Raw genomic sequence first — 20,894 nt, 5'->3', positions numbered from 1 at the left:
GGCCGCCGCCCCGCGGCGTAACACATCACGGGTTGCGGCGGAGGGGGGGCCGGCGGGTGGCCCGCCCCGCCACCGGAAGGGGTGAAGAGTCGTAACTTTCCCGTACGGTTCGCGTTCGAGCGCGCTACGCGTAAGCCGGCGGTCAACTGCCGGGGAACACCCAGGGGTTGGGCTTGCACTGGATGCCGTCGATGTCGAGCGACTTGGTCTGCTGCTGCATGATCGGGGCGGGCGCGCCCGGCGTGCGGCAGCTCACGTGGCCGTTCCCGAGCCGGTGGCCGACCTCGTGGTTGATGAGCATCTGACGGTAGGCCAGCATCTGGTCCGGCCCGAAGGTGGCGGAGCCCTGCGCCCAGCGGTAGGCGTTGAGCATCACCCGGTCGGTCGCCGCGGAGTCGCAGGAGACGTTGTCGATGGTGGTGTCCAGTCCGGACTTGGCGCACCACTTGCCGGTGGTCCCGGGGCTGGCGAGGGTGATCACGAAGTCGGCCTCGCCGCCCGGCACCCGCTCGAAGGTCATCGCACCGCGGTGGGCCCAGCTGCGGTCGTCGTTGAGCGTGCGGTGCACGGCCTCGGCGAACAGCTGCGGGTCCAGGCCCAGGCCCTGCTCCACGTCGACCCGGTAGCGCACGAGCCTGCCCTTGCCGGGGGCCTTGGCCACGCCCGGCACGGTGTCGAAGGCGCCGGAGCCGGTGAACTTCTCGTCGATCGGCAGCCGCTGGGCCATCTTCTGCTCGTACGTGAGCTCCGGCGCGGGCGCGGGCGCGGGTGCCTGCGCGGGCGCCTCCGGCGCCGGGCGCTCGTCGGAACGGGAGGCGGCCCCGTCGGCCCGGCCGTCGTCGGTGGCCGTGAGCGTGCCGTGCTGGACGGTCTCGCCGTCCGAGGCCACCTGCACCGCGACGACGACGGCGAGGACGGTGGTGACGGCGGCGGCGGCCATGCCGGCGTAGGTGCGGACCTTCGTGCCGCGGCTGGAGCCGGGCCGCTCCGGGTCCACGGGGGCGTCGGCCGGCTTGCGCGGGCCGGGCACGCGGCGGTGCGAACCGGTGGAGGTGACGGGGTCGAGGTCGAGGCCGGGGACCGGGCCCGGGACGGGCTCGGCGACCGGCGGAGCCGGGGTGACCTGCGGGAAGCCGACCGCGGGGGTGCCGTAGGCCGGGGTCTCGCCGTCCAGCAGGGCGGTCGCGGTCCGGGCGCGCGGGACCCCGCGCCAGTCCCCGTACACGGAGCCGGATCCGGCTCCCCAGGCGCCGCCGGGCTCGTGCTGCTGGGGGTGGCCGCCGGGGACGGGCCCCTCCTCGGACACGTAGCCCTGGTGGGTGACGGTGGTTTCGGGCCACTGCCGGGTGCGTTCCTCGTACACCGGCGGCCGCGCGTAGGGCTGCCGGTACGACTGCTCGTACGAGGGCCCGTACGACTCTTCGTGCGGCTGCTCGTACGGCTGAGGGGCAGCGGCCGGAGCGGGCGCCGGAGCAGGCGCGGGCGCCTTGCGACTATGTCGTCCCACGGTCCTCAGCCTCTGCCGTCTTCGGTGTCCCGGAGCAGGTCCCGGAAGGCGGCGGCGACCACCTCGGGGTACTCCATCATCGCCACGTGCCCGGCCTCGGGCAGGCACAGCAGCCGCGAGCCCCGGAAGGCAGCGGCCGCCCTGTGCGCCATACGGTACGAGACGAGCTGGTCCCTGCCACCGTAGACCAGCAGCGTCGGTGCGAGTACCCGCTGTGCCTGCCGCCACAGTCCGTGCTGGCCGCCGAGGGTGTAGGCGTCGACGATGCCGCGCGAGGAGCGGGTCAGCGACTCCCAGAAGTACGGCAGGGCCATCCGCCGCTCCATCTCCTCGACCGCGTTGCGGAACCCTTCCGGCGTCACCCGCGAGGGGTCCCCGTAGCAGAGCTCCGTCACCCCCCGGGTGCGCTGTTCGGCGGTCAGGCCCTGCGCGACCCGGCCCAGCAGCGCGGCCATCCCCGGTACGGCGAGCAGCGCGGTCGGCACGGCCGACTTCTGCACGCGCAGTTCGGGCAGCGCGGGCGAGACCAGCGTGAGGGTGTGCACGAGGTCGGGCCGGACGGCGGCGACGCGGGTGGAGACGGCGCCGCCGAGGGAGTTCCCGAAGAGGTGGACCGGCCCGCGCCCGGCGGCGTCGAGGTACCGGATGACCGCGCGGGCGAACGCCGTGACGGAGTAGTCCTTGTCGGCGGGCGGCGGGGACCAGCCGAAGCCGGGCAGGTCGAGGGCCTCGCCGTCGACGGTGTCCGCCAGCCGCCCCATGAGCTCCGACCAGTTCTGCGAGGAACCGCCGAGTCCGTGGACGAACAGGGCGGGCGGCAGGTCCGTACGGACGGGCGGGCGCACGCGGACGGCCAGTTCCAGCCCGGGCAGCGCGACGGTGCGCAGCTGCTCTCCCTCGGCCACCCGGACCGCTCCCGCCAGGGCGGACGGCTCGGCGGTGGACCGTACACCCGGCAGCTCGGTCGAAGACATGCGGCAATGTTACGAGACGATCACGCCGGTCTTCTTGTGTTCGCGGTCACAGCCGCATGGCGATCCGTATAGCGGGGTATCCGCAAGCCTCCTAGGCTCGTAGTGAACACAAGGAAGCGAGGGGAGCGGTATGACTGTCGACCCTGCGGAGCCGGACACCTTCCGGGAGCCGATTCCGGAAGTGATCGACCCCGAGGCGCCCGAGGCGGACCTGGCGGAGCAGCTGACGGAGGTGGAGCCGTCGCAGGACGACGACCGCGTCACCGGGGTGGATCGCGGCGAGGCCAATGACGGCGACGCCGTGGAGCAGGCCAGGGTGGTGCCGATGGACGACGACGACTACCGCTGACCAGCACGTCCGACCGGTCCGTACCGCGAGAAAACTCGGCTTGAACCCACCAGATTCGGTTACCGAAAAGTACGATGGCGGCGCGGCGCAGAGCGCACTGTGTTCTTAGAGAAAGTGGGAGGCGGCGTGACAGCCATCGAGCAGACCGAGGCAGCGCGTCCGCGGGGCACGCGACTGCCGCGCCGGGCCCGGCGCAACCAGCTGCTGGGCGCTGCGCAGGAGGTCTTCGTCGCGCAGGGTTACCACGCCGCGGCCATGGACGACATCGCCGAGCGGGCCGGCGTGAGCAAGCCGGTGCTGTACCAGCACTTCCCCGGCAAGCTCGACCTCTACCTGGCGCTGCTGGACCAGCACTGCGAGGCCCTGCTGCTCGCCGTGCGCACGGCGCTCGCGTCGACGACCGACAACAAGCTGCGCGTGGCCGCGACGATGGACGCCTACTTCGCGTACGTGGAGGACGAGGGCGGCGCCTTCCGGCTGGTCTTCGAGTCCGACCTGACGAACGAGCCGGCCGTGCGCGAGCGCGTCGACCGGGTCTCGCTCCAGTGCGCCGAGGCCATCTCCGACGTGATCGCCGAGGACACCGGCCTGTCCAAGGACGAGTCGATGCTGCTGGCCGTGGGGCTGGGCGGGGTCTCCCAGGTGGTGGCCCGCTACTGGCTGTCCAGCGAGAGCCCGGTCGCCCGGGACACGGCGGTGGGGCTGCTGACGTCGCTGGCCTGGCGCGGTATCGCGGGCTTCCCGCTGCACGGCAGCGAGCAGGGCGGCGAGCAGGGCTCCGAGGGCTGAGCCGCCGGACGGCCGCGTGCGCTGTTCGCTGCGAGCGTGTCCGCTGCGCGCGGTTCCCGTCCCCTCTCCGGGCTAATGTGGACCGCGTACGGCGCGGCTGATCGCGCGAACCGGACCGTCGGAGGGACAAAGCCGTGGAGGTCAAGATCGGCGTGCAGCACGCACCCCGGGAGATCGTGCTGGAGAGCGACCTGAGCGCCGAGGAGCTGGAGAGCATCGTCGCTGCCGCGCTGTCCGGCACGGCGCCGCTGCTCAGCCTCACCGACACCAAGGGCCGCAAGGTCCTGGTGCCGTCCGACCGCCTGTCGTACGTCGACCTGGGCGAGCCGAGCACGCGCAAGGTCGGCTTCGGAGCGCTCTGACGCGTGGCACCTGACGTGCCGAGAACTGTCTGAAACGGCCCGGTGGTTGAATCCACCGGGCCGTTTCCGTGTCTTCCGCTTCGGGTAGGACGGCAGTGACGGCGTTTGCCCTGATGTGTGGGAGGGACTTCATGCTGCTGATGGAAGTGCTCGGCTCTGCCCTGCTGGGCCTGGCCCTGTCCGCGACAGCCGCGCGCGTGCTCGCCCGCCGGCTGCCCTCCCTGCGCGTGGTGCTGGTCAGCGGGGTGCTCGGGGCGCTGTTCGGGGCCTATCTGACGCACTTCGCACTCGGCCCGGGGCACAACACCCTGACCGCGACCTTCGTCGGGGCCGTGCTGGTGTCGGCGGTGGTGCTGTCCCTGCTGCTCCGGCCGGCCTCCGGGCCCCGCAGGCCCTCGCACAGGACTCCGTTTTCGGTCCCGACCCGGGGCTGACCCCTGACGCACGAGCCGACCCCTGACGTACGAAGGCCCCGGCGCGGATGATTCCGTGCCGGGGCCTTCGTACGTCAGGCGTCAGGTGTTACGCGGCGAGGCCGAGGGCCGCCATCCGCTTGGTGTGCGCCTTGGTGATCCGGGTGAACATCTCGCCGACGGCCGCGAGGTCGAAGCCGGCGGCCATCCCGTCGACTCCGCCGACGAGCATGGTGGAGAGCGCGTCGCGCTCGGCGACCACGCGCTGGGCCTGCGAGAGGGCCTCACCCATCAGCCGGCGGGCCCACAGCGCGAGGCGGCCGCCGCAGCGCGGGTCCGCCTCGATGGCGGCGCGGACCTTCTCGACGGCGAAGTTGCCGTGGCCGGTGTCGTCGAGCACGCCGAGCACGAGGGCGCGGGTGTCGGTGTCCAGGTGGCTGGCGACCTCGCGGTAGAAGTCGCTGGCGATCGAGTCGCCGACGTAGGCCTTGACCAGGCCCTCCAGCCAGTCCGACGGCGCGGTCTGGCGGTGGAAGTCGTCCACGCCCTTGGCGAAGGGCTCCATGGCGGCGGTGGGCTCGGCGTCGATCGCCGCGAGCCGGTCGCGCAGCCGCTCGAAGTGGTGGAACTCGGCGGAGGCCATGGCGGCGAGCTCGGCCTTGTCGTCGAGGGTGGGCGCGAGCTTCGCGTCCTCCGCGAGGCGCTCGAAGGCCGCGAGCTCTCCGTACGCGAGCGCGCCGAGCAGGTCCACGACGGCGGCCCGGTACTGCGGCGAGGCGGAAGCGGCCGCCCAGTCCTGGGCGGCGATGCCCGCGGCTTCGGCGGGCGTGCCGTCGTCGGAGGGCGTGGCGTTTTCTACGGTCGACATGCTCCGCACAATAGCCCGCCGAATGGCGCCTCACGTCACCACTCCTGGTCACTGCCGGTCTGCCTAAACGCGCCGCGGTGATGAATTCGCCCGACACAGCTGCGCGATTCCGGGGTACAGTGGTAATGCGCCTGCCGGATACTCGGCGGGCCATCCGAATGAGGATGCCCGGTCGGTGGCCCGATCGGCTCCAAACCGACCGCCCTCAATGGTGTGGTGTGCACGCGATGCGTGCCTCCCCGCACGAGGGGCCCCCTCAGCGGCACGAGCGCTTGAGCGACGGCAGTGGTCCCGCGCAGCTTCGTACGTAGCAGTACGGCATAGCCAGGCACGGTACGACCCCCTTCGCCGCCTCGGGCCGCGTCTCACAGAAGAGGCAGCACCCTGACTACGTTCCGAGACCTCGGGATTCTCCCCGAGACCGCCGAAGCCCTTGAGGCCGTCGGCATCGTGTCCCCCTTCCCGATCCAGGAGATGACCCTCCCCGTCGCCCTTTCCGGCACGGACGTCATCGGCCAGGCCAAGACCGGAACCGGCAAGACGCTCGGTTTCGGCCTTCCGCTGCTGGAGCGGGTCACCGTCCCCGCGGACGTCGAGGCGGGCCGGGCCAAGCCCGAGCAGCTGACCGACGCCCCGCAGGCCCTCGTGGTGGTTCCGACCCGCGAGCTGTGCACCCAGGTCACGAACGACCTCCTGACCGCGGGCAAGGTCCGCAACGTCCGCGTCCTCGCCATATACGGCGGCCGCGCGTACGAGCCCCAGGTCGAGGCGCTCAAGAAGGGCGTCGACATCATCGTCGGCACCCCGGGCCGCCTGCTCGACCTGGCCGGCCAGAAGAAGCTGGACCTGTCGCACATCCGCGCGCTGGTCCTCGACGAGGCCGACGAGATGCTCGACCTGGGCTTCCTGCCCGACGTCGAGAAGATCATGAACTACCTGCCGCCCAAGCGTCAGACCATGCTGTTCTCGGCGACCATGCCGGGCGCGGTCATCGGTCTGGCCCGCCGGTACATGTCGCAGCCGACGCACATCCGCGCCGTCTCCGAGGACGGCGAGGGCGCGACGGTCGCCAACATCAAGCAGCACGTCTTCCGTGCGCACAACATGGACAAGCCGGAGCTCGTCTCCCGCATCCTGCAGGCCGAGGGCCGTGGCCTGGCCATGATCTTCTGCCGTACCAAGCGCACGGCGGCTGACATCGCCGAGCAGCTGGAGAAGCGCGGCTTCGCCTCCGGCGCCGTCCACGGCGACCTGGGCCAGGGTGCGCGCGAGCAGGCGCTGCGCGCGTTCCGCAACGGCAAGGTCGACGTGCTGGTGTGCACCGACGTCGCCGCGCGCGGTATCGATGTCGAGGGTGTGACCCACGTCATCAACTACCAGACGCCCGAGGACGAGAAGACCTTCCTGCACCGCGTGGGCCGTACCGGCCGCGCCGGCAACAAGGGCATCGCCGTCACGCTGGTCGACTGGGACGACATCCCGCGCTGGCAGCTGATCAACAAGGCGCTGGAGCTGGACTTCCACGACCCGGTCGAGACGTACTCCACGTCGCCGCACCTGTTCGAGGAGATGAACATCCCGGCCGGCACCAAGGGCGTCCTGCCGCGCGCCGAGCGCACGCGGGCCGGCCTGAAGGCCGAGGACCTCGAGGACCTGGGCGAGACCGGCGGCCGCGGTGGCCGTGGCGGCCGCGGCCCGGCTGCCGCCGCCGTGGTGACGGAGGAGCGCCCCGCGCGTACCCGTACGCCGCGTCAGCGCCGCCGTACCCGTGGTGGCACGGAGCTGGACTCCGAGGCCGCTGCCGTCGCTCCCGCGGCCGAGGCTGCGCAGGCTCCGGCCGCCGACGAGCCGCGCCGTCCGCGCCGCCGCCGCACCCGTGTGGGCGCGGTGCCGGCCCAGGCCGTCGAGGCCGTGTCGGTCGTCGAGGGCGCTCCGGCCGCCGTGGCGGCTCCGGTCGTCGAGGCCGCTGCGGCCGCGGTGGCCGAGGAGGCTCCGGCCCAGCCGAAGCGCACCCGCACCCGCAAGGCCGTCGCCGCGGTCGCCGAGGCGGCCGTGGTCGAGGCCCCGGCCGAGGAAGCGCCGGTCAAGCCGAAGCGCACCCGGACCCGCAAGGTCGCCGAGGCCGCTCCGGAGCCGGACTTCCAGATGGCCCCGCCCGTGGAGCCGGTCAAGGCCCGCACCGCCCGCACCCGGACCCGCAAGGTCGCCGAGGCGGCCCCGGAGCCGGACTTCCAGATGGCCCCGCCCGTGGAGCCGGTCAAGGCCCGCGCCACCCGCACCCGGACCCGCAAGGTCGCCGAGGCCGCTCCGCAGGCTCCGGCCGCCGCGGTGGCCGAGGAGGCCCCGGCCAAGCCGAAGCGCACCCGCACCCGCAAGGCCGCGGCCGCTCCGGAGGCGTAAGCACCGTTGCGATGGCCCGGCTCCCCGTCAGGGGGGCCGGGCCATCGGCGTATCGGCCGTCCCCCGGAACCGAGGTGCCGACCGGCCAGTAACGTGAGCCGTATGAGCAAGCCGCCGCGCCTCACCCTGCCCCCGCGCGCCCGCGCGTACCTCCTCGACACCGCCCGTGGCGCGTTCGCCGTCCACGAGGCGGGTGCGCCCGTGCGCGGGACCGCCCTGCTGGTCCCCGGGTTCACGGGCAGCAAGGAGGACTTCATCGCCCTCCTGGAGCCGCTGGCCGACGCCGGTTACCGCGTCGTCGCCGTCGACGGGCGCGGCCAGTACGAGAGCCCGGGCCCGCGCGAGGAGTCCGCGTACGCCCTGGACGAACTGGCGCGGGACGTCCTCGCGCAGGCCGCCGCGCTGGACGCGGGCCCGGTCCACTTGGTCGGGCACTCCCTCGGCGGGCTGGTCTCGCGCGCCGCCGTGCTCCGCGACGCCTCCCCCTTCGCCTCGCTCACGCTGATGAGCAGTGGGCCCGCCGCGATCTCCGAGGAGCAGCAGGCTCGTACGAAGCTGCTGGTCGGGGCCCTGGAGATGCTGCGCGAGGACATGCCGGCGGTGTGGGAGGCGATGCGCGCCCAGGATCCCGCGGACGCCGTTCCGGACGCGCCGGAGCTGGCGCGGTTCCTGCGCGAGCGGTGGCTGGCCACCGTCCCCGAGCAGCTGATCGCGACCGGCCGGGTACTGATCGGCGAGCCGGACCGGGTCGCGGAGCTGGCGGCCGTCCCGCTCCCCAAGCTGGTGCTGTCCGGAGCGGTGGACTACGCCTGGCCGGTGCCGCTGATGGACGACATGGCGGACCGCCTGGCCGCTTCGCGGGTGGTGGTCCACGGCGCCGAGCACTCCCCGAACGCGGAGAACCCGCAGGTCACGGCGGGTGCGCTGGCTGCGTTCTGGGACTCCCGCCGCGCCAGTAGTTAGCGAGTGAAAAAATTTCCTTAGCGTAGGGAATGTTTGCCGTCTACACTTCGTTATGACTACGCAAGGAGAACACTGACGAAGGGAGAAGCCCCATGCGCTTCGAGATTCTGCGCCTGGACGATGTCGACGGAAGCGCCGTGGACAGCACCGTCGTGGACGCGGCCTCCGTCAACCGGATCGTGCAGCAGGCCGCGGCAGTCGGCCAGCGCATTCTGATCCGACCGGCTGAGACGGCGTCCTGCTGACGCCCTGACACACCGCACGGACGTCGACGCCCCCACACCGGACCGGTGCGGGGGCGTTCGCACGTCCGCGGCGGACGGGGGCGCCGGGCGCGTCAGGCGCCGCGCACGATCTGGAGCACGCCGTTGATGATCTGCTGGACGGCGATCGCGGAGAGCATCATGCCGGCGAGCCGCGTCACCAGGACCACGCCGCCGTCCCGGATGACCCGGATGATCACCAGCGAGTAGCGCATGGTCAGCCACAGCACGACGTGCATGGCGATGATCGCGCACCAGACCGAGACCTGGCCGCCGATCCCGTCGGCCTTCTGCACGGCCAGGATCACGGACACGATCGCACCGGGACCGGCCAGCAGCGGCATGCCCAGCGGGACGAGGGCGACATTGACGTCCTTGGTCTGCTTGGGCTCGTCGGTCTTGCCGGTGAGCAGGTCGAGCGCGATGAGCAGGAGCAGCAGACCACCGGCGATCATCAGCGCCGGGACGGAGACGTGCAGGTAGTCCAGGATCTGCTGGCCGCAGATCCCGAAGACGGCGATGACGCCGAAGGCCACGCAGACGGCCTGCCACGCCATCTTGCGCTGCACCTTGGCGGGGCGCCCGGAGGTCAGGGCGAGGAAGATCGGCGTGATCCCCGGGGGGTCCATAATCACAAAAAGCGTGAGAAAAAGGGATCCGAAGACGGCGAAATCGAACACAGTGATGCCTTGCAGGAGAGGGGTGTCGCGAAAAGAACGCGCAGAGAAAAGGGTGGGACGGGTGGAGCGGAGCCCGGGGCTCGCTAGCCCTCGCGTCCGCCGGCGCCGGGCACCGGGAAGGCCCCGGTCGCGCGGCGCGTGATCTCGCCGTAGATCTCGGGGTCGGTCGTGTACTCCCCGAGCCGGCAGGTCTTGCGGCTGCCGTGGTAGTCGCTGGAGCCGGTGGTCAGCAGTCCGAGGTCCGCCGCCAGGCCGCGCAGCCGCGCGCGGGTGTCGGTGTCGTGGTCCATGTGGTCCACCTCGATGCCGTCCAGGCCCGCGGCCGCCAGCTCGGCTATCGCGGCCTCGGGCACGCACTCGCCGCGCTTGACGGCGGCGGGGTGGGCGAAGACCGTGACGCCGCCGGCCGCCTTGACCAGGCGGATGGCGTCGAAGGGGTCGAGTTCGTGCTTCTGCGCGTACGCGCGGCCGCCGTCGGCGAGCCAGTCGGGCGTGAAGGCGTCCGAGACGGTGGGGACGACGCCCAGCTCGACCAGCGCGGTCGCGATGTGCGGCCGCCCCACCGAGCCGTCACCGGCGATCCGGGCCACCTGCTCCCAGGTGACGTCCACGCCGAGCGCCTGGAGCTTGCCGATCATGGCTTGGGCGCGGGGGGTGCGGTCGTCCCGCACGAGTTCCCGCTCGCGGGCCAGCTCCGGCTCCTCCGGGTCGAAGAGGTACGCGAGCATGTGCAGCCCGACCCCGTCGAGCCGGCAGGACAGCTCGGCCCCGGTCACCAGCGTCAGCCCGGCCGGCAGCGCGGCGATGGCCTCGGCGTATCCCCGCACGGTGTCGTGGTCGGTCAGCGCGACCACGTCCAGCCCCGCCCCGGCGGCATTGCGCACCAGCTCGGCGGGGGTGTCCGTACCGTCGGAAGCCGTGGAGTGGGTGTGCAGGTCGATGCGCACAGCCGGGCTCCAGGGGTGGTGGTACGGAAGGGGGGCACTCCAGGATAACCGTGCCGGAGGCCCCCCTGAGCAGCGGGCCCGCGGCTCCGGGCCGTCTCTTTCGGATCTTGACTGCCTAGCCGGGTCCCAGGATGCGCGGGCTCAGCGCCCCGCACGGCAGGAGCTCGATCTCGGCTCCCGCGTCGCGGAGGTCGGTGAGGACGAGCTCGTCGTACATCAGGAGGCCGGACTGCTCCGGCCAGACGATCGCCCAGAGCCACAGGCCCCGCGCCTCGCCCGCGAAGACGGCCCGGTCGTCGGGGGCTCCGTTCAGGTGCCACAGCGGTGTGGGGCGGCCCGCCGCGACCACCTTGGCGTGCGGCGGCGCCGATACGTCGATGTGCGGGCCGGGATCCGGGCCGTCGATGCCCGCGAACCGCGCGCCGAGGCCCACTCCCAGCTCCTCGGCGACCAGCAGGAGCTCACCCATGCCGCCCAGCGGGCCGGGACCCGAGCAGGCCACGGCCGTCGCCCGGCCCCCGCTGCGGTCGTCGCCGGCGGAGGCGACCCCGGTGAACAGCCACCCCACCGGCAGCGGCCACGGCATCCACACCGGCACCTGCGTCCGGTGCGCGACCACGCTCAGGCCTTCGACGCTGGGCGGGATCACCGGTTGCAGAGGGTAGACAGCACCGTGCACCCCGCACTGCCAGGAGTCGGAGAAGAGACCGGGCGCTCTGACCCGGCCACCGCACTTCGGGCAACTTGGTTCGCCCCTCATAAGAAGCCACGCTCCTCCCCGCCCGGCGCGCCGTCAAGACGCGATCACCCGTCCGGGCTCAGTCCAGTGCGACTGCGGTACGCAGAGGATCCCGCAGATCCGTGCCGCGCGCGAGCCAGCGTTCCTGGAGAGCGGCTGCCCCGTGCACGCGTTTCCACGCGGCCTCGTTCGCCGTCATGGGAAGGAGGGGGAGGAAGCGCACCGGTTCCATGGGCTCGTCCAGCTCGAGGTCCTCCACCAGACCCCCCGGCTCCCCCACCAGGACGGAGCTGAACGGCGCGCCCTCCCAGAGGGGTTCGCCCACTTCCAGCGAGGCGCCGGGGGCCACGATCAGCCCCTCCACCTGCGGGGAGGCGGCCAGTACCGCGAGCGGCTTGAGCAGTTTGTCGGTGGGCGCCAGTCCGCCCCTTACGGTCAGCACCAGCTCGGCGCGCGGACCGCGGACGGGGTCGGCGACCACGGCGGTCGGATCGGTCATCGGGTGCGCGGACATCCCGAGGGTCGCGTACCGCACGAGGTCGCCCTCGGCGAAACGGAGTACCTCGATGCGGTCGGTGCCCAGGAAGGTGACGGCGGCGCGTGCGTCGGGTACGCCGAACGCGGTGCGCAGCCGAGCCTCCACGAGGGCCAGAATTTCTGCCATGGAGCGAGCATAGAACTCGTATCAGCCGGGTAAAGGACGTCTCTTGACCATCCGTCGGCTGATACTGTTGACAGCTGGTCGGGGTCGCGCTGAAGAACCGCTGATGGCATGTTGTGTGAAGCGGCGGGCCCCCGCGACAGGACGTCCCCCACGGGGGACCGGCCGGAGGAGGTGGGGCTGCGATGGATCGAAGTCGATCGTGCAGTACCAATCGCTCTTCCGCTTCTGTGACGGGCGCCTCCCGCCCCCTTTGATCTCCCGATCAGTAGAAGAGCGACGGCAGAACTTTGTCCTCCCGTCCTGTTCCCTCCCCCTGTCCGGGCCTGCCCGCCCGCGGCCGTGGAGGGTCTCCCACCCGTGCGGTTCGCAGCCGTGCGCGCGAAGGAGCCTGCCATGTCGATGCTGCCCTACCTGCGTGCGGCCGTCCGTCCGTCGCTGCGCAAGTCCACCCCCGCCCAGCCCGGGTACGACACCACCCGCGACCCTTCGGCGAGCAGCGCGGTGGTCGACTGCGCCGTGTACCGCGACGGCCGGCGCGTGCTGGGGCCCGCCTGCCTGACGCCCCGTGAGGCCATCCGCCGGGTCCGCGAGGACGGCGGCTTCGTCTGGATCGGCCTGCACGAGCCGACGGAGGAGGAGTTCGCGGGGATCGCGGCCACGTTCGGCCTGCACCCGCTGGCGGTGGAGGACGCCGTGCACGCGCACCAGCGGCCGAAGCTGGAGCGTTACGACGACACCCTGTTCACCGTCTTCAAGACGATCCACTACGTCGAGCACGCCGAACTGACCGCCACCAGCGAGGTGGTGGAGACCGGCGAGGTGATGTGCTTCACCGGCCCCGACTTCGTCATCACCGTCCGGCACGGCGGGCAGGGCTCCCTCAAGGGGCTGCGCCACCGCCTCCAGGACGACACCGATCTGCTGGCCAAGGGCCCCTCGGCCGTGCTCCACTCCCTCGCCGACCACGTCGTCGACGGGTACGTCGCCGTCGCGGCGGCCGTCCAGGACGACATCGACGAAGTGGAGAGCGAGGTCTTCGCCGCGCCCGCGAAGGGCGCCGCGCGCGGCGGCGACGCGGGCCGCATCTACCAGCTCAAGCGAGAGGTCATGGAGTTCAAGCGGGCGGTCTCGCCGCTGCTGCGTCCGATGGAGCTGCTCAGCGAGCGGCCGATGCGGCTGGTGGACCCGGACATCCAGAAGTACTTCCGGGACGTCGCCGACCACCTGGCGCGGGTGCACGAGCAGGTGGTGGGCTTCGACGAGCTGCTGAACTCGATCCTCCAGGCCAACCTCGCGCAGGCGACGGTCGCCCAGAACGAGGACATGCGCAAGATCACCTCCTGGGCGGCGATCATCGCCGTGCCGACGATGATCTGCGGGGTCTACGGCATGAATTTCGACCACATGCCCGAGCTCCAGTGGAAGTACGGCTATCCGATGGTGATGGCCTCGATCGTCGGCATCTGCTTCACCATCCACCGGACGCTGCGCCGCCACGGCTGGCTCTGAGGCCGGAACGGGCCTCCCCTACTCTGGTGCGCATGACTCTCAGCGCGCTCGACCTGGCCCTCGTCGAGGAGGCCACCAAGAAGTCCGGCCTGATCTGGGTCCGCGGGGCCGGGGCGGACCGCGCCCTGTGGCACGCCTGGGTGGACGGGGCGGCCCACGTCCTGGGCGACGGGCCCGGCGAGCAGCCGTTCCCGGGGCTCGCCGACGGCGCGAGCGCCGAGGTGACCGTGCGGAGCAAGGACAAGGGCGGCCGGCTGGTGGCCTGGACGGCGACGGTACGGGAGCTCGCGCCGCGCGGCGAGGAGTGGGCGGCGGCGGTCGCCGAGCTCAAGGGCAAGCGGCTGAACGCGCCCGACTCGGAGGAGATGACCGAGCGGTGGGCGCGGGAGTGCCGCCTGCTGCGCCTGGAGCCGGAGTCGGTCCGCGCGGAGCTGCCGGCCGGCTCGCTGGCAGCGGCCCCGCTGGCCTCGCCCGCGATCACCCGCGAGCCGATCCCGGCGCACCTGCCGAAGCTGCTGCTGAAGCGGAAGAAGGCCGCCCGGTAGCCGCGCCTACGGCTTGGCGGGGTTCGAGCCCTGGCCGGAGCCCTTGGTCTCGGCTTCCTTCGTCGTGGGCAGCTGGGACCCGTAGTCGACGGTCTGGTCCTGCGCGGGCGGGTCGAGCGGGAAGGCCTTTCCCCACTCCGCGAGTTCCACCCGGCCGGCGCCGCCCGCCCGCTCCATCAGCAGCGGGTACGGGGTCCCCTCCAGGGAGACCGAGAGCTTGCCGCCCTTGCCCTGGTCGGCGGTGACCTGGACCGCGCGGGTGTGCCCGACCTTGGTGTAGGAGCCCTTGGCGAGCTTGCCCTCGAGGCCCAGCAGCCCGTCCAGCAGCACGTCCATGTCGGTGAAGCCGCGGAACTGCTTGTAGGAGGGGTCCGCCTCGGGGACCTTCACGTACTTGTCGCCGAGCTTCCCGGCCGAGTCGGACTGGCCCCAGAACGCCGCGCTCGCCTTCAGGTAGAGCTGCTCCCCCACCCGCAGCAGCTGGAAGGTGTTGTCCTGGGACTTCACCTCGCCGGAGCCGCCGTCCGACTTCAGCCGCATGTCGAGGGTGAAGGACTTGCCGCCGCTCACCAGCGTGCCGGACAGGTGCACCGAGTCGGCCTCGGCGGCCGCCGCCTTCGCCTTCGCCTCGATCTTGTCGGCGGAGAGCTTGCCGATCCCGTTCGTGCCCTCGTCGGGATCCTCCCCGCAGCCCGTACCGGTGACGGCGAGGCCCGCGCACAACGCACCGATGAAGGCGGCCCGGCGCAGCCGCGCGGCAGGGAAGTAGGCGGTCACGTGCGAGTGCCTCTCGTCGGTCGTCTGCGAGCAGCAGGCAGCGTACCCGCCCGTGGTGGACCCGCCGCCAACCCCCCGGGGGCCCCGTGCGGACCGCCCCACCAGGACGGTTGCGCGGGGCAAGGGCTAGCCTGAGGGGCGGCAGGACTGTTGATTGACGCTCTAGGAGGCGCTCGGATGGCTGCAGGCGCCCCGCGGATCTTCGTCTCGCATCTGTCGGGTGTGCCCGTCTTCGACCCCAACGGCGACCAGGTGGGCCGCGTCCGCGACCTCGTCGCGATGCTGCGCGTCGGCGGCCGCCCGCCGCGGCTGCTGGGCCTGGTGGTCGAGGTGGTCAGCCGGCGCCGGATCTTCCTGCCGATGACCCGGGTCACGGGCGTGGAGTCCGGGCAGGTCATCACCACCGGCGTGGTCAACATGCGGCGCTTCGAGCAGCGCCCCACCGAGCGGCTGATCCTCGGCGAGCTGCTGGACCGGCGGGTGCGGCTGACCGCGACCGGCGAGGAGGTCACCGTCCTGGACGTGGCCATCCAGCAGCTGCCGGCCCGCCGGGACTGGGAGATCGACAAGATCTTCGTACGGAAGGGCAAGGGCGGCGCGCTGCGCCGCCGCGGCGAGACCCTGACGGTGGAGTGGTCGGCGGTGACCGGCTTCTCGCTGGAGGAGGAGGGCCAGGGCGCCGAGAACCTGGTCGCCACCTTCGAGCAGATGCGCCCGGCCGACGTGGCGAACGTCCTGCACCACCTGTCGCCGAAGCGGCGCGCCGAGGTGGCCAGCGCCCTCGACGACGACCGGCTCGCGGACGTCATGGAGGAGCTGCCCGAGGACGAGCAGGTGGAGATCCTCGGCAAGCTGAAGGAGGAGCGCGCCGCCGACGTCCTGGAGGCGATGGACCCGGACGACGCGGCCGACCTGCTCTCCGAGCTCCCGGAGGACGACAAGGAGCGGCTGCTGACGCTGATGCGGCCGGACGACGCGGCCGACGTACGGCGCCTGATGTCCTACGAGGAGCGGACGGCGGGCGGTCTGATGACCACCGAGCCGATCGTGCTGCGGCCGGACGCGACCGTCGCGGACGCGCTGGCCCGCGTACGGCAGGCGGACCTGTCGCCGGCGCTGGCGGCCCAGGTGTACGTGTGCCGGCCGCCGGACGAGACGCCGACGGGCAAGTACCTGGGCACGGTGCACTTCCAACGGCTTCTGCGCGACCCGCCGTTCACCCTGGTCAGCTCGATCGTGGACACCGACCTGCCGCCGCTGCGGCCGGACGCCTCGCTGCCGGTGGTGACCAGCTACCTGGCCGCGTACAACATGGTGGCCGTGCCGGTCGTCGACGAGAGCGGTTCGCTGCTGGGCGCGGTGACGGTGGACGACGTACTGGACCACCTGCTGCCGGACGACTGGCGCGAGACCGACTTCCACTCGGAGGAGGCCGTGCGTGGCCAGTGAGCGGGGGCGCGGCGAGCGCGACCAGTCGCGGGAGCGGCGCCGGGAGCAGATCCGCGAGCGGCGCGAGCGGTCGCGTGCGCAGGCGCGCGAGCACGGGCTGACGGTGGAGGCGAGCGAGCGGGTGGAGCGCTCCGCCTTCGAGCGGGGCGAGCGGGTGAAGGCGGGCCCGTCGACCGGCTCGAGCGCGCTCACCCGCTCGAGGGTCCGTCTGGACCAGCCGCGGCCCTCGCGGCGGCGGCTGCTGCCCGAGTACGACCCGGAGGCCTTCGGGCGGCTGTCGGAGCGGGTGGCGCGGTTCCTCGGCACGGGCCGGTTCATCGTCTGGATGACGATCGTCATCATCGCCTGGGTGCTGTGGAACATCTTCGCGCCGGAGCACCTGCGCTTCGACCAGTACCCCTTCATCTTCCTGACGCTGATGCTGTCCCTCCAGGCCTCGTACGCGGCCCCGCTGATCCTGCTCGCGCAGAACCGGCAGGACGACCGGGACCGGGTCAACCTGGAGCAGGACCGCAAGCAGAACGAGCGGTCCATCGCCGACACCGAGTACCTGACGCGCGAGATCGCGGCGCTGCGGATGGGCCTGGGCGAGGTCGCGACGCGCGACTGGATCAGGTCCGAGTTCCAGGACCTGATCAAGGAGATGGACGAGCGGCGGCTATTCCCTGCCGAACGTGACGAAGGCGACCGCTGACAGGCTTTCCTGAGGCGTGCTACCGAGCCGTACCATCGGGGCATGGCTACCGACACAAGCTCCGCCGCCGTGCCTGAGCAGGACGCGATCCTGGACGCTCTGGCGACGGTGAACGACCCCGAGATCCACCGGCCGATCACCGAGCTCGGCATGGTGAAATCGGTGGAGATCGGCGACGGCGGCGCGGTCGCCGTCACCGTCTACCTGACGGTGTCGGGCTGCCCCATGCGCGAGACCATCACCAAGAACGTCACCGAGGCCGTCGAGCGGGTCGCCGGCGTCACCTCGGTCGCCGTCTCCCTGGACGTGATGAGCGACGAGCAGCGCAAGGATCTGGCTGCCACGCTGCGTGGCGGGACCGCCGAGCGCGAGGTGCCCTTCGCCAAGCCCGGCTCGCTGACCCGCGTGTACGCGGTCGCGTCCGGCAAGGGCGGCGTCGGCAAGTCCTCGGTCACCGTCAACCTGGCCGCGGCGATGGCCGCGGACGGCCTGAAGGTCGGCGTGGTCGACGCGGACATCTACGGCCACAGCGTGCCGCGCATGCTCGGCGTGGACGGCCGCCCCACCCAGGTCGAGAACATGATCATGCCGCCGTCCGCGCACGGCGTGAAGGTCATCTCCATCGGCATGTTCACCCCGGGCAACGCGCCGGTGGTGTGGCGCGGCCCCATGCTGCACCGGGCCCTCCAGCAGTTCCTCGCGGACGTGTACTGGGGCGACCTGGACGTACTGCTGCTGGACCTGCCGCCGGGCACCGGCGACATCGCGATTTCGGTGGCCCAGCTGGTGCCGAACGCGGAGATCCTGGTCGTCACCACCCCGCAGCAGGCCGCTGCCGAGGTGGCGGAGCGGGCCGGTTCGATCGCCGTTCAGACCCACCAGAAGATCGTCGGTGTCGTCGAGAACATGTCGGGCCTGCCGTGCCCGCACTGCGACGAGATGGTGGACGTGTTCGGCTCGGGCGGTGGCCAGAAGGTCGCCGACGGCCTCACCAAGACGGTCGGCGCGACCGTTCCGGTGCTCGGCTCCATCCCGATCGACGTGCGCCTGCGCGAGGGCGGCGACGAGGGCAAGCCCGTCGTCCTGTCGGACCCGGATTCCCCGGCCGGCGCGGCACTGCGCGCCATTGCGGGCAAGCTGGGCGGCCGCGCCCGCGGCCTGTCGGGCATGTCCCTGGGCATCACCCCGCGCAACAAGTTCTGACGGCCGGCCCGCACGGGCCGCGCAGCGCGAAGGGCACCGCCGACCGGCGGTGCCCTTCCGCGTTGCCGCTACTCGTACGCGCCGAGGTCGGCGATGGCCGAGAACCCGAGCCCGTACGCACTCATCCCGCGCCCGTAGGCGCCCAGGTGGACCCCGCTCCCGGTGGAGCCCGCGAGCACCCACCCGAACTCCGACTCGCGGTAGTGGAACGGCGTCGGCTCCCCGTCCACCGGCAGCGACAGCGTCGACCAGTCCTCGCCGCCGAGATCGTCCGCGAGCTCCCAGGCGGCCTCGGTCTGCTGGTCGAGCCAGTCGCTGCGCAGGGAGTGGTCCATCTGCCCGGGCCAGCTGTAGGCCAGCAGCCCGGAGCCGGCCAGCCAGGCCGCGGAGGACACCGACGTGGCCTCCAGGGTGCCGGTGCCGTCGCCGCTGCGCCGCACCGGGTTGCTGGCGACGGTGACGACCACCGCGAAGCGCTCCTTCTCGCCGGTGGCGATCTCGCCGCGGGCGGACGGCTCGTCGCCGTGACCGGTGGATCCGTGCTCGACGGTGCCGTCGGCGGCCGTGCCCACCTGCATGAGCCAGCGGGGGCCCGTGAAGGCCTCGTCCAGCCCGTACCAGGGGAAGTCGGCCGCCAGAAAGCCCTCGACCGTCCGGCGGGCCGCCGGCACGGGCGCGGCGGCCTCGGGCGGCTGCCCGGCGGTCTGCGGTTCCTGAGCGGGTGCGGCGGGGGCTTGCGCCCCTACCCTGCTACTGCTCGTCGTCTCCATCTGAGCGGCCTCTCGTTCCGTGGGGCCCGGAACGGCCAGCCCCCCTCGGGCGTCCTGGGTCCGGACAGATGGAGGATAGCCATCCCACCGCGGATCGCCGGGCAGGCTGCGCCCAGGGTGTCTTCCGGTCGGGCCGAAAGAGACGGCCTAGGTGGCGTCGGCGTCGAAGCGGGCGCGCTGCTCCGCGGCGGGGGCGGCGGGCTTCTTCAGCAGGTCCGGACCGGCGCCGGCGGGCGTGGCGGACGAGCCGGCCGGAGCCGCCGCGGATTCGGTCTCCTTGCTGTTCACGGCGTCGGTGACGTCGTTCAGCTCTTTGCGGAGGTCGAAGCTGCTTCGGATCTCCTTGAGGTCCTCGTTCTCGGTCAGCTGCTTGCGGATGAAGGTCTTCGGGTTCAGGTCCTCGAACTCGAAGTCCTTGAATTCCGGGCCGAGTTCGGACCGGATGTCCTGCTTGGCGCTGTCCGAGAACGCGCGGATCTTCCGGATGACGCCGGTGACGTCCTGGATGACCTTGGGCAGCTTGTCCGGGCCGAAGACGAGAATGGCGAGCACCACGATCGTGACGAGTTCGAGTGCGCCTATGTCGTTGAACACCTTGCCGCTCCTCGGCTCTCCATCACTTCGGGCCTGGAGACACGGTACCCGGCGTTCCCGCCGGGCCCATACCTGCATACCGGCTCAATACCGGTTTCTCCCGCACGTCACCTGCCGCTCATGAGCCGTTCGCCGACCCGAGGACCAGCTGCAGCGTGCGCTCCCGGCCGTCGCGGAGCACCGTGAGGGTCAGCGGGTCGCCCGGCCGGTGCGCCCTGATCTTGATGATCAGCTCGTCGCCGCCGCGCACGCGCTGGCCGTCCACCTTGGTGATCACGTCGCCGGCCTTGATCCCGGCGCGGGCGGCCGGTCCGTCGGCGACCACGGCCGGCTTTCCGTCCTCGCCCTTGTCGCCGACCCGGGCCCCGTCGCCCGCGTACTCCATGTCGAGGGTGACGCCGATGACCGGGTGCGTGGCGCGGCCGGTGCGGATGAGCTCCTCGGCGACGCGCTTGCCCTGGTTGATCGGGATGGCGAAGCCGAGTCCGATGGAGCCGCCCTGGCGGGCGGGATCGTCCTTGTCGGCGCCGCGGATCGCGCTGTTGATGCCGACCACGTGGGCCTTGGCGTCCAGGAGGGGGCCGCCGGAGTTCCCGGGGTTGATCGGGGCGTCCGTCTGGAGGGCGTCGACGTAGCTGATGTCGCTGCCGTCGCCCTTGTCTCCGCCGGCGGTGACGGGCCGGCCGGTGGCGCTGATGATGCCCGCGGTGACGGTGTTGGACAGGTCGAAGGGCGCGCCGATGGCCACCACCGGGTCGCCGACCCGTACGTTCTCGGAGTTGCCCAGGCTCAGCGGCTGCAGTCCCCGTACCCCGCTGACCTTGACCACGGCCAGGTCGTAGCCGGAGTCGCGCCCCACCAGCTCGGCGGTGACGCTCTCGCCGGTGCTGAAGGTGACCGCTATCTCCTTGGCGTCGGCGACCACGTGGTTGTTGGTCAGGATGTGGCCCTGCTGGTCGAGTACGAAGCCGGTACCCGTACCGCTGCCGGAGGTGCCCCGCACGTGCAGGGTGACCACCCCGGGGAGCGCGGTGGCGGCGATGCCCGCGACGCTGTCCGGGGCGCGGCCCTTGTCGGCGGCCGCGGCCTGCGGCAGCTCCAGGCGGGTGCTGCTCTGGCGCTCCGCGAGGACGCCGAGGTATCCGCCGGTCCCGCCGGCGAGCAGGGCCGTTCCCGCGGCGAGGGCCGCCACCTGCCACAGCCGGAACCCGCGCCCCTGCCGGCCCCGGTCCACGACCTGCAGCGGCTGTCGGCCCCACGGGTCGTACCGGACCTCGTGGACCGGCGCCGCCTGGGGTTCCGCTTCGCTGCCGCCTTCGGGCCGCGGGGCGGGCACACCGTCGCGGCCGGCGTCCGCCGCCGTGCCCTCGGGCCGGCTCCACCACTGTGGAGCCGGATCGGTCTGCTGACTGTCGGCCATCGGCGCTCCCCGCGT

At 72.2% G+C, this 20,894-nt stretch carries 23 protein-coding genes; 12 read left to right on the top strand and 11 right to left on the bottom strand.

All coding sequences use genetic code 11. The annotated features are described in order from the left end of the window. Positions 1–142: 142 nt before the first annotated feature. Both ACIPUC_RS21680 and ACIPUC_RS21675 read right to left on the bottom strand, forming a co-directional pair. Positions 143–1,507: a DUF3152 domain-containing protein gene (locus ACIPUC_RS21680; protein ID WP_446591403.1), complete on the bottom strand. Its 1,365-nt coding sequence runs from the start codon at positions 1,505–1,507 to the stop codon at positions 143–145. A gap of 5 nt (positions 1,508–1,512) precedes the next feature. After that, positions 1,513–2,481, bottom strand: a complete 969-nt coding sequence (locus tag ACIPUC_RS21675; RefSeq protein ID WP_446591401.1) for an alpha/beta fold hydrolase — start codon at positions 2,479–2,481, stop codon at positions 1,513–1,515. Between the two features lie 130 nt (positions 2,482–2,611). Here ACIPUC_RS21675 and ACIPUC_RS21670 point away from each other — a divergent pair, with 130 nt between their 5' ends. The 4 genes from ACIPUC_RS21670 (at position 2,612) to ACIPUC_RS21655 (ending at position 4,415) form a co-directional block, all read left to right on the top strand. Beyond that, the gene (locus ACIPUC_RS21670) at positions 2,612–2,830 is read left to right on the top strand and encodes a hypothetical protein (protein WP_446591399.1); all 219 of its coding nucleotides are present in this window, start codon (positions 2,612–2,614) and stop codon (positions 2,828–2,830) included. 126 nt (positions 2,831–2,956) lie between these two features. Continuing rightward, a complete protein-coding gene (locus ACIPUC_RS21665; RefSeq protein WP_446591397.1) occupies positions 2,957–3,619 on the top strand; it encodes a TetR/AcrR family transcriptional regulator in 663 nt (220 codons plus the stop codon). 134 nt (positions 3,620–3,753) lie between these two features. Further along, the gene (locus ACIPUC_RS21660) at positions 3,754–3,981 is read left to right on the top strand and encodes a DUF3107 domain-containing protein (protein WP_069921827.1); all 228 of its coding nucleotides are present in this window, start codon (positions 3,754–3,756) and stop codon (positions 3,979–3,981) included. Positions 3,982–4,112: 131 nt separating this feature from the next. Continuing rightward, a complete protein-coding gene (locus ACIPUC_RS21655) occupies positions 4,113–4,415 on the top strand; it encodes a hypothetical protein (RefSeq protein WP_446591395.1) in 303 nt (100 codons plus the stop codon). A gap of 88 nt (positions 4,416–4,503) precedes the next feature. Here the strand turns inward: ACIPUC_RS21655 and ACIPUC_RS21650 are convergent, their stop codons facing one another. Next, positions 4,504–5,262, bottom strand: coding sequence for a ferritin-like fold-containing protein (locus ACIPUC_RS21650; RefSeq protein ID WP_446591393.1), 759 nt, complete (start codon positions 5,260–5,262; stop codon positions 4,504–4,506). Between the two features lie 474 nt (positions 5,263–5,736). Between ACIPUC_RS21650 and ACIPUC_RS21645 the strand changes: the two genes are divergently transcribed. From ACIPUC_RS21645 to ACIPUC_RS21635, 3 genes are all read left to right on the top strand, one after another. Beyond that, positions 5,737–7,662 carry a DEAD/DEAH box helicase gene (locus ACIPUC_RS21645; RefSeq protein ID WP_446591391.1) on the top strand — a complete coding sequence of 642 codons (1,926 nt, stop codon included), beginning with the start codon at positions 5,737–5,739 and terminating at the stop codon, positions 7,660–7,662. 102 nt (positions 7,663–7,764) lie between these two features. Then, the gene (locus ACIPUC_RS21640; RefSeq protein WP_446591389.1) at positions 7,765–8,625 is read left to right on the top strand and encodes an alpha/beta fold hydrolase; all 861 of its coding nucleotides are present in this window, start codon (positions 7,765–7,767) and stop codon (positions 8,623–8,625) included. A 92-nt stretch (positions 8,626–8,717) separates the two neighbouring features. After that, positions 8,718–8,870: a hypothetical protein gene (locus tag ACIPUC_RS21635; protein WP_215149874.1), complete on the top strand. Its 153-nt coding sequence runs from the start codon at positions 8,718–8,720 to the stop codon at positions 8,868–8,870. A 92-nt stretch (positions 8,871–8,962) separates the two neighbouring features. Here ACIPUC_RS21635 and ACIPUC_RS21630 read toward each other — a convergent pair whose 3' ends face one another. The 4 genes from ACIPUC_RS21630 to ACIPUC_RS21615 all read right to left on the bottom strand — a co-directional run bounded on the left by ACIPUC_RS21630 (position 8,963) and on the right by ACIPUC_RS21615 (position 11,918). After that, a complete protein-coding gene (locus ACIPUC_RS21630) occupies positions 8,963–9,568 on the bottom strand; it encodes a MarC family protein (RefSeq protein WP_446591387.1) in 606 nt (201 codons plus the stop codon). 83 nt (positions 9,569–9,651) lie between these two features. Continuing rightward, positions 9,652–10,515 (bottom strand): PHP domain-containing protein, encoded by an 864-nt coding sequence (locus ACIPUC_RS21625; protein ID WP_446591385.1) that lies wholly within the window; start codon positions 10,513–10,515, stop codon positions 9,652–9,654. A 115-nt stretch (positions 10,516–10,630) separates the two neighbouring features. Continuing rightward, positions 10,631–11,275: a DUF6758 family protein gene (locus ACIPUC_RS21620; RefSeq protein WP_446591383.1), complete on the bottom strand. Its 645-nt coding sequence runs from the start codon at positions 11,273–11,275 to the stop codon at positions 10,631–10,633. 58 nt (positions 11,276–11,333) lie between these two features. Beyond that, positions 11,334–11,918: a suppressor of fused domain protein gene (locus ACIPUC_RS21615; protein ID WP_446591381.1), complete on the bottom strand. Its 585-nt coding sequence runs from the start codon at positions 11,916–11,918 to the stop codon at positions 11,334–11,336. A 393-nt stretch (positions 11,919–12,311) separates the two neighbouring features. Here ACIPUC_RS21615 and ACIPUC_RS21610 point away from each other — a divergent pair, with 393 nt between their 5' ends. Both ACIPUC_RS21610 and ACIPUC_RS21605 read left to right on the top strand, forming a co-directional pair. Next, positions 12,312–13,427 (top strand): magnesium and cobalt transport protein CorA, encoded by a 1,116-nt coding sequence (locus ACIPUC_RS21610; protein WP_446591379.1) that lies wholly within the window; start codon positions 12,312–12,314, stop codon positions 13,425–13,427. 32 nt (positions 13,428–13,459) lie between these two features. Then, a complete protein-coding gene (locus tag ACIPUC_RS21605) occupies positions 13,460–13,972 on the top strand; it encodes a hypothetical protein (RefSeq protein ID WP_446591377.1) in 513 nt (170 codons plus the stop codon). Between the two features lie 6 nt (positions 13,973–13,978). Here the strand turns inward: ACIPUC_RS21605 and ACIPUC_RS21600 are convergent, their stop codons facing one another. Beyond that, positions 13,979–14,749: a hypothetical protein gene (locus ACIPUC_RS21600; RefSeq protein WP_446591375.1), complete on the bottom strand. Its 771-nt coding sequence runs from the start codon at positions 14,747–14,749 to the stop codon at positions 13,979–13,981. Positions 14,750–14,926: 177 nt separating this feature from the next. On the opposite strand from ACIPUC_RS21600, the gene ACIPUC_RS21595 reads away from it, so the two are divergent. The 3 genes from ACIPUC_RS21595 (at position 14,927) to ACIPUC_RS21585 (ending at position 18,095) form a co-directional block, all read left to right on the top strand. Further along, the gene (locus ACIPUC_RS21595; protein ID WP_446591374.1) at positions 14,927–16,198 is read left to right on the top strand and encodes a magnesium transporter MgtE N-terminal domain-containing protein; all 1,272 of its coding nucleotides are present in this window, start codon (positions 14,927–14,929) and stop codon (positions 16,196–16,198) included. A 121-nt stretch (positions 16,199–16,319) separates the two neighbouring features. Then, entirely contained in the window at positions 16,320–16,892 is a 573-nt protein-coding gene (locus tag ACIPUC_RS21590) for a DUF1003 domain-containing protein (RefSeq protein WP_446591873.1), read from the top strand. A 42-nt stretch (positions 16,893–16,934) separates the two neighbouring features. Continuing rightward, on the top strand, positions 16,935–18,095 hold the full coding sequence (locus tag ACIPUC_RS21585) for an Mrp/NBP35 family ATP-binding protein (protein ID WP_446591372.1): 1,161 nt from the start codon (positions 16,935–16,937) through the stop codon (positions 18,093–18,095). 68 nt (positions 18,096–18,163) lie between these two features. Here ACIPUC_RS21585 and ACIPUC_RS21580 read toward each other — a convergent pair whose 3' ends face one another. From ACIPUC_RS21580 to ACIPUC_RS21570, 3 genes are all read right to left on the bottom strand, one after another. Then, entirely contained in the window at positions 18,164–18,865 is a 702-nt protein-coding gene (locus tag ACIPUC_RS21580; RefSeq protein WP_446591370.1) for a hypothetical protein, read from the bottom strand. A 147-nt stretch (positions 18,866–19,012) separates the two neighbouring features. Continuing rightward, positions 19,013–19,459 carry a sec-independent translocase gene (locus ACIPUC_RS21575; RefSeq protein ID WP_446591368.1) on the bottom strand — a complete coding sequence of 149 codons (447 nt, stop codon included), beginning with the start codon at positions 19,457–19,459 and terminating at the stop codon, positions 19,013–19,015. A gap of 118 nt (positions 19,460–19,577) precedes the next feature. Next, positions 19,578–20,879, bottom strand: coding sequence for a S1C family serine protease (locus tag ACIPUC_RS21570; protein ID WP_446591366.1), 1,302 nt, complete (start codon positions 20,877–20,879; stop codon positions 19,578–19,580). Between the last annotated feature and the right edge of the window lie 15 nt (positions 20,880–20,894).

It is taken from the genome of Streptomyces sp. LARHCF249 (genome assembly GCF_052871255.1).
The sequence above is the reverse complement of the archived record's forward strand: the minus strand, read 5'-3'. Positions and strand labels throughout refer to the sequence as shown.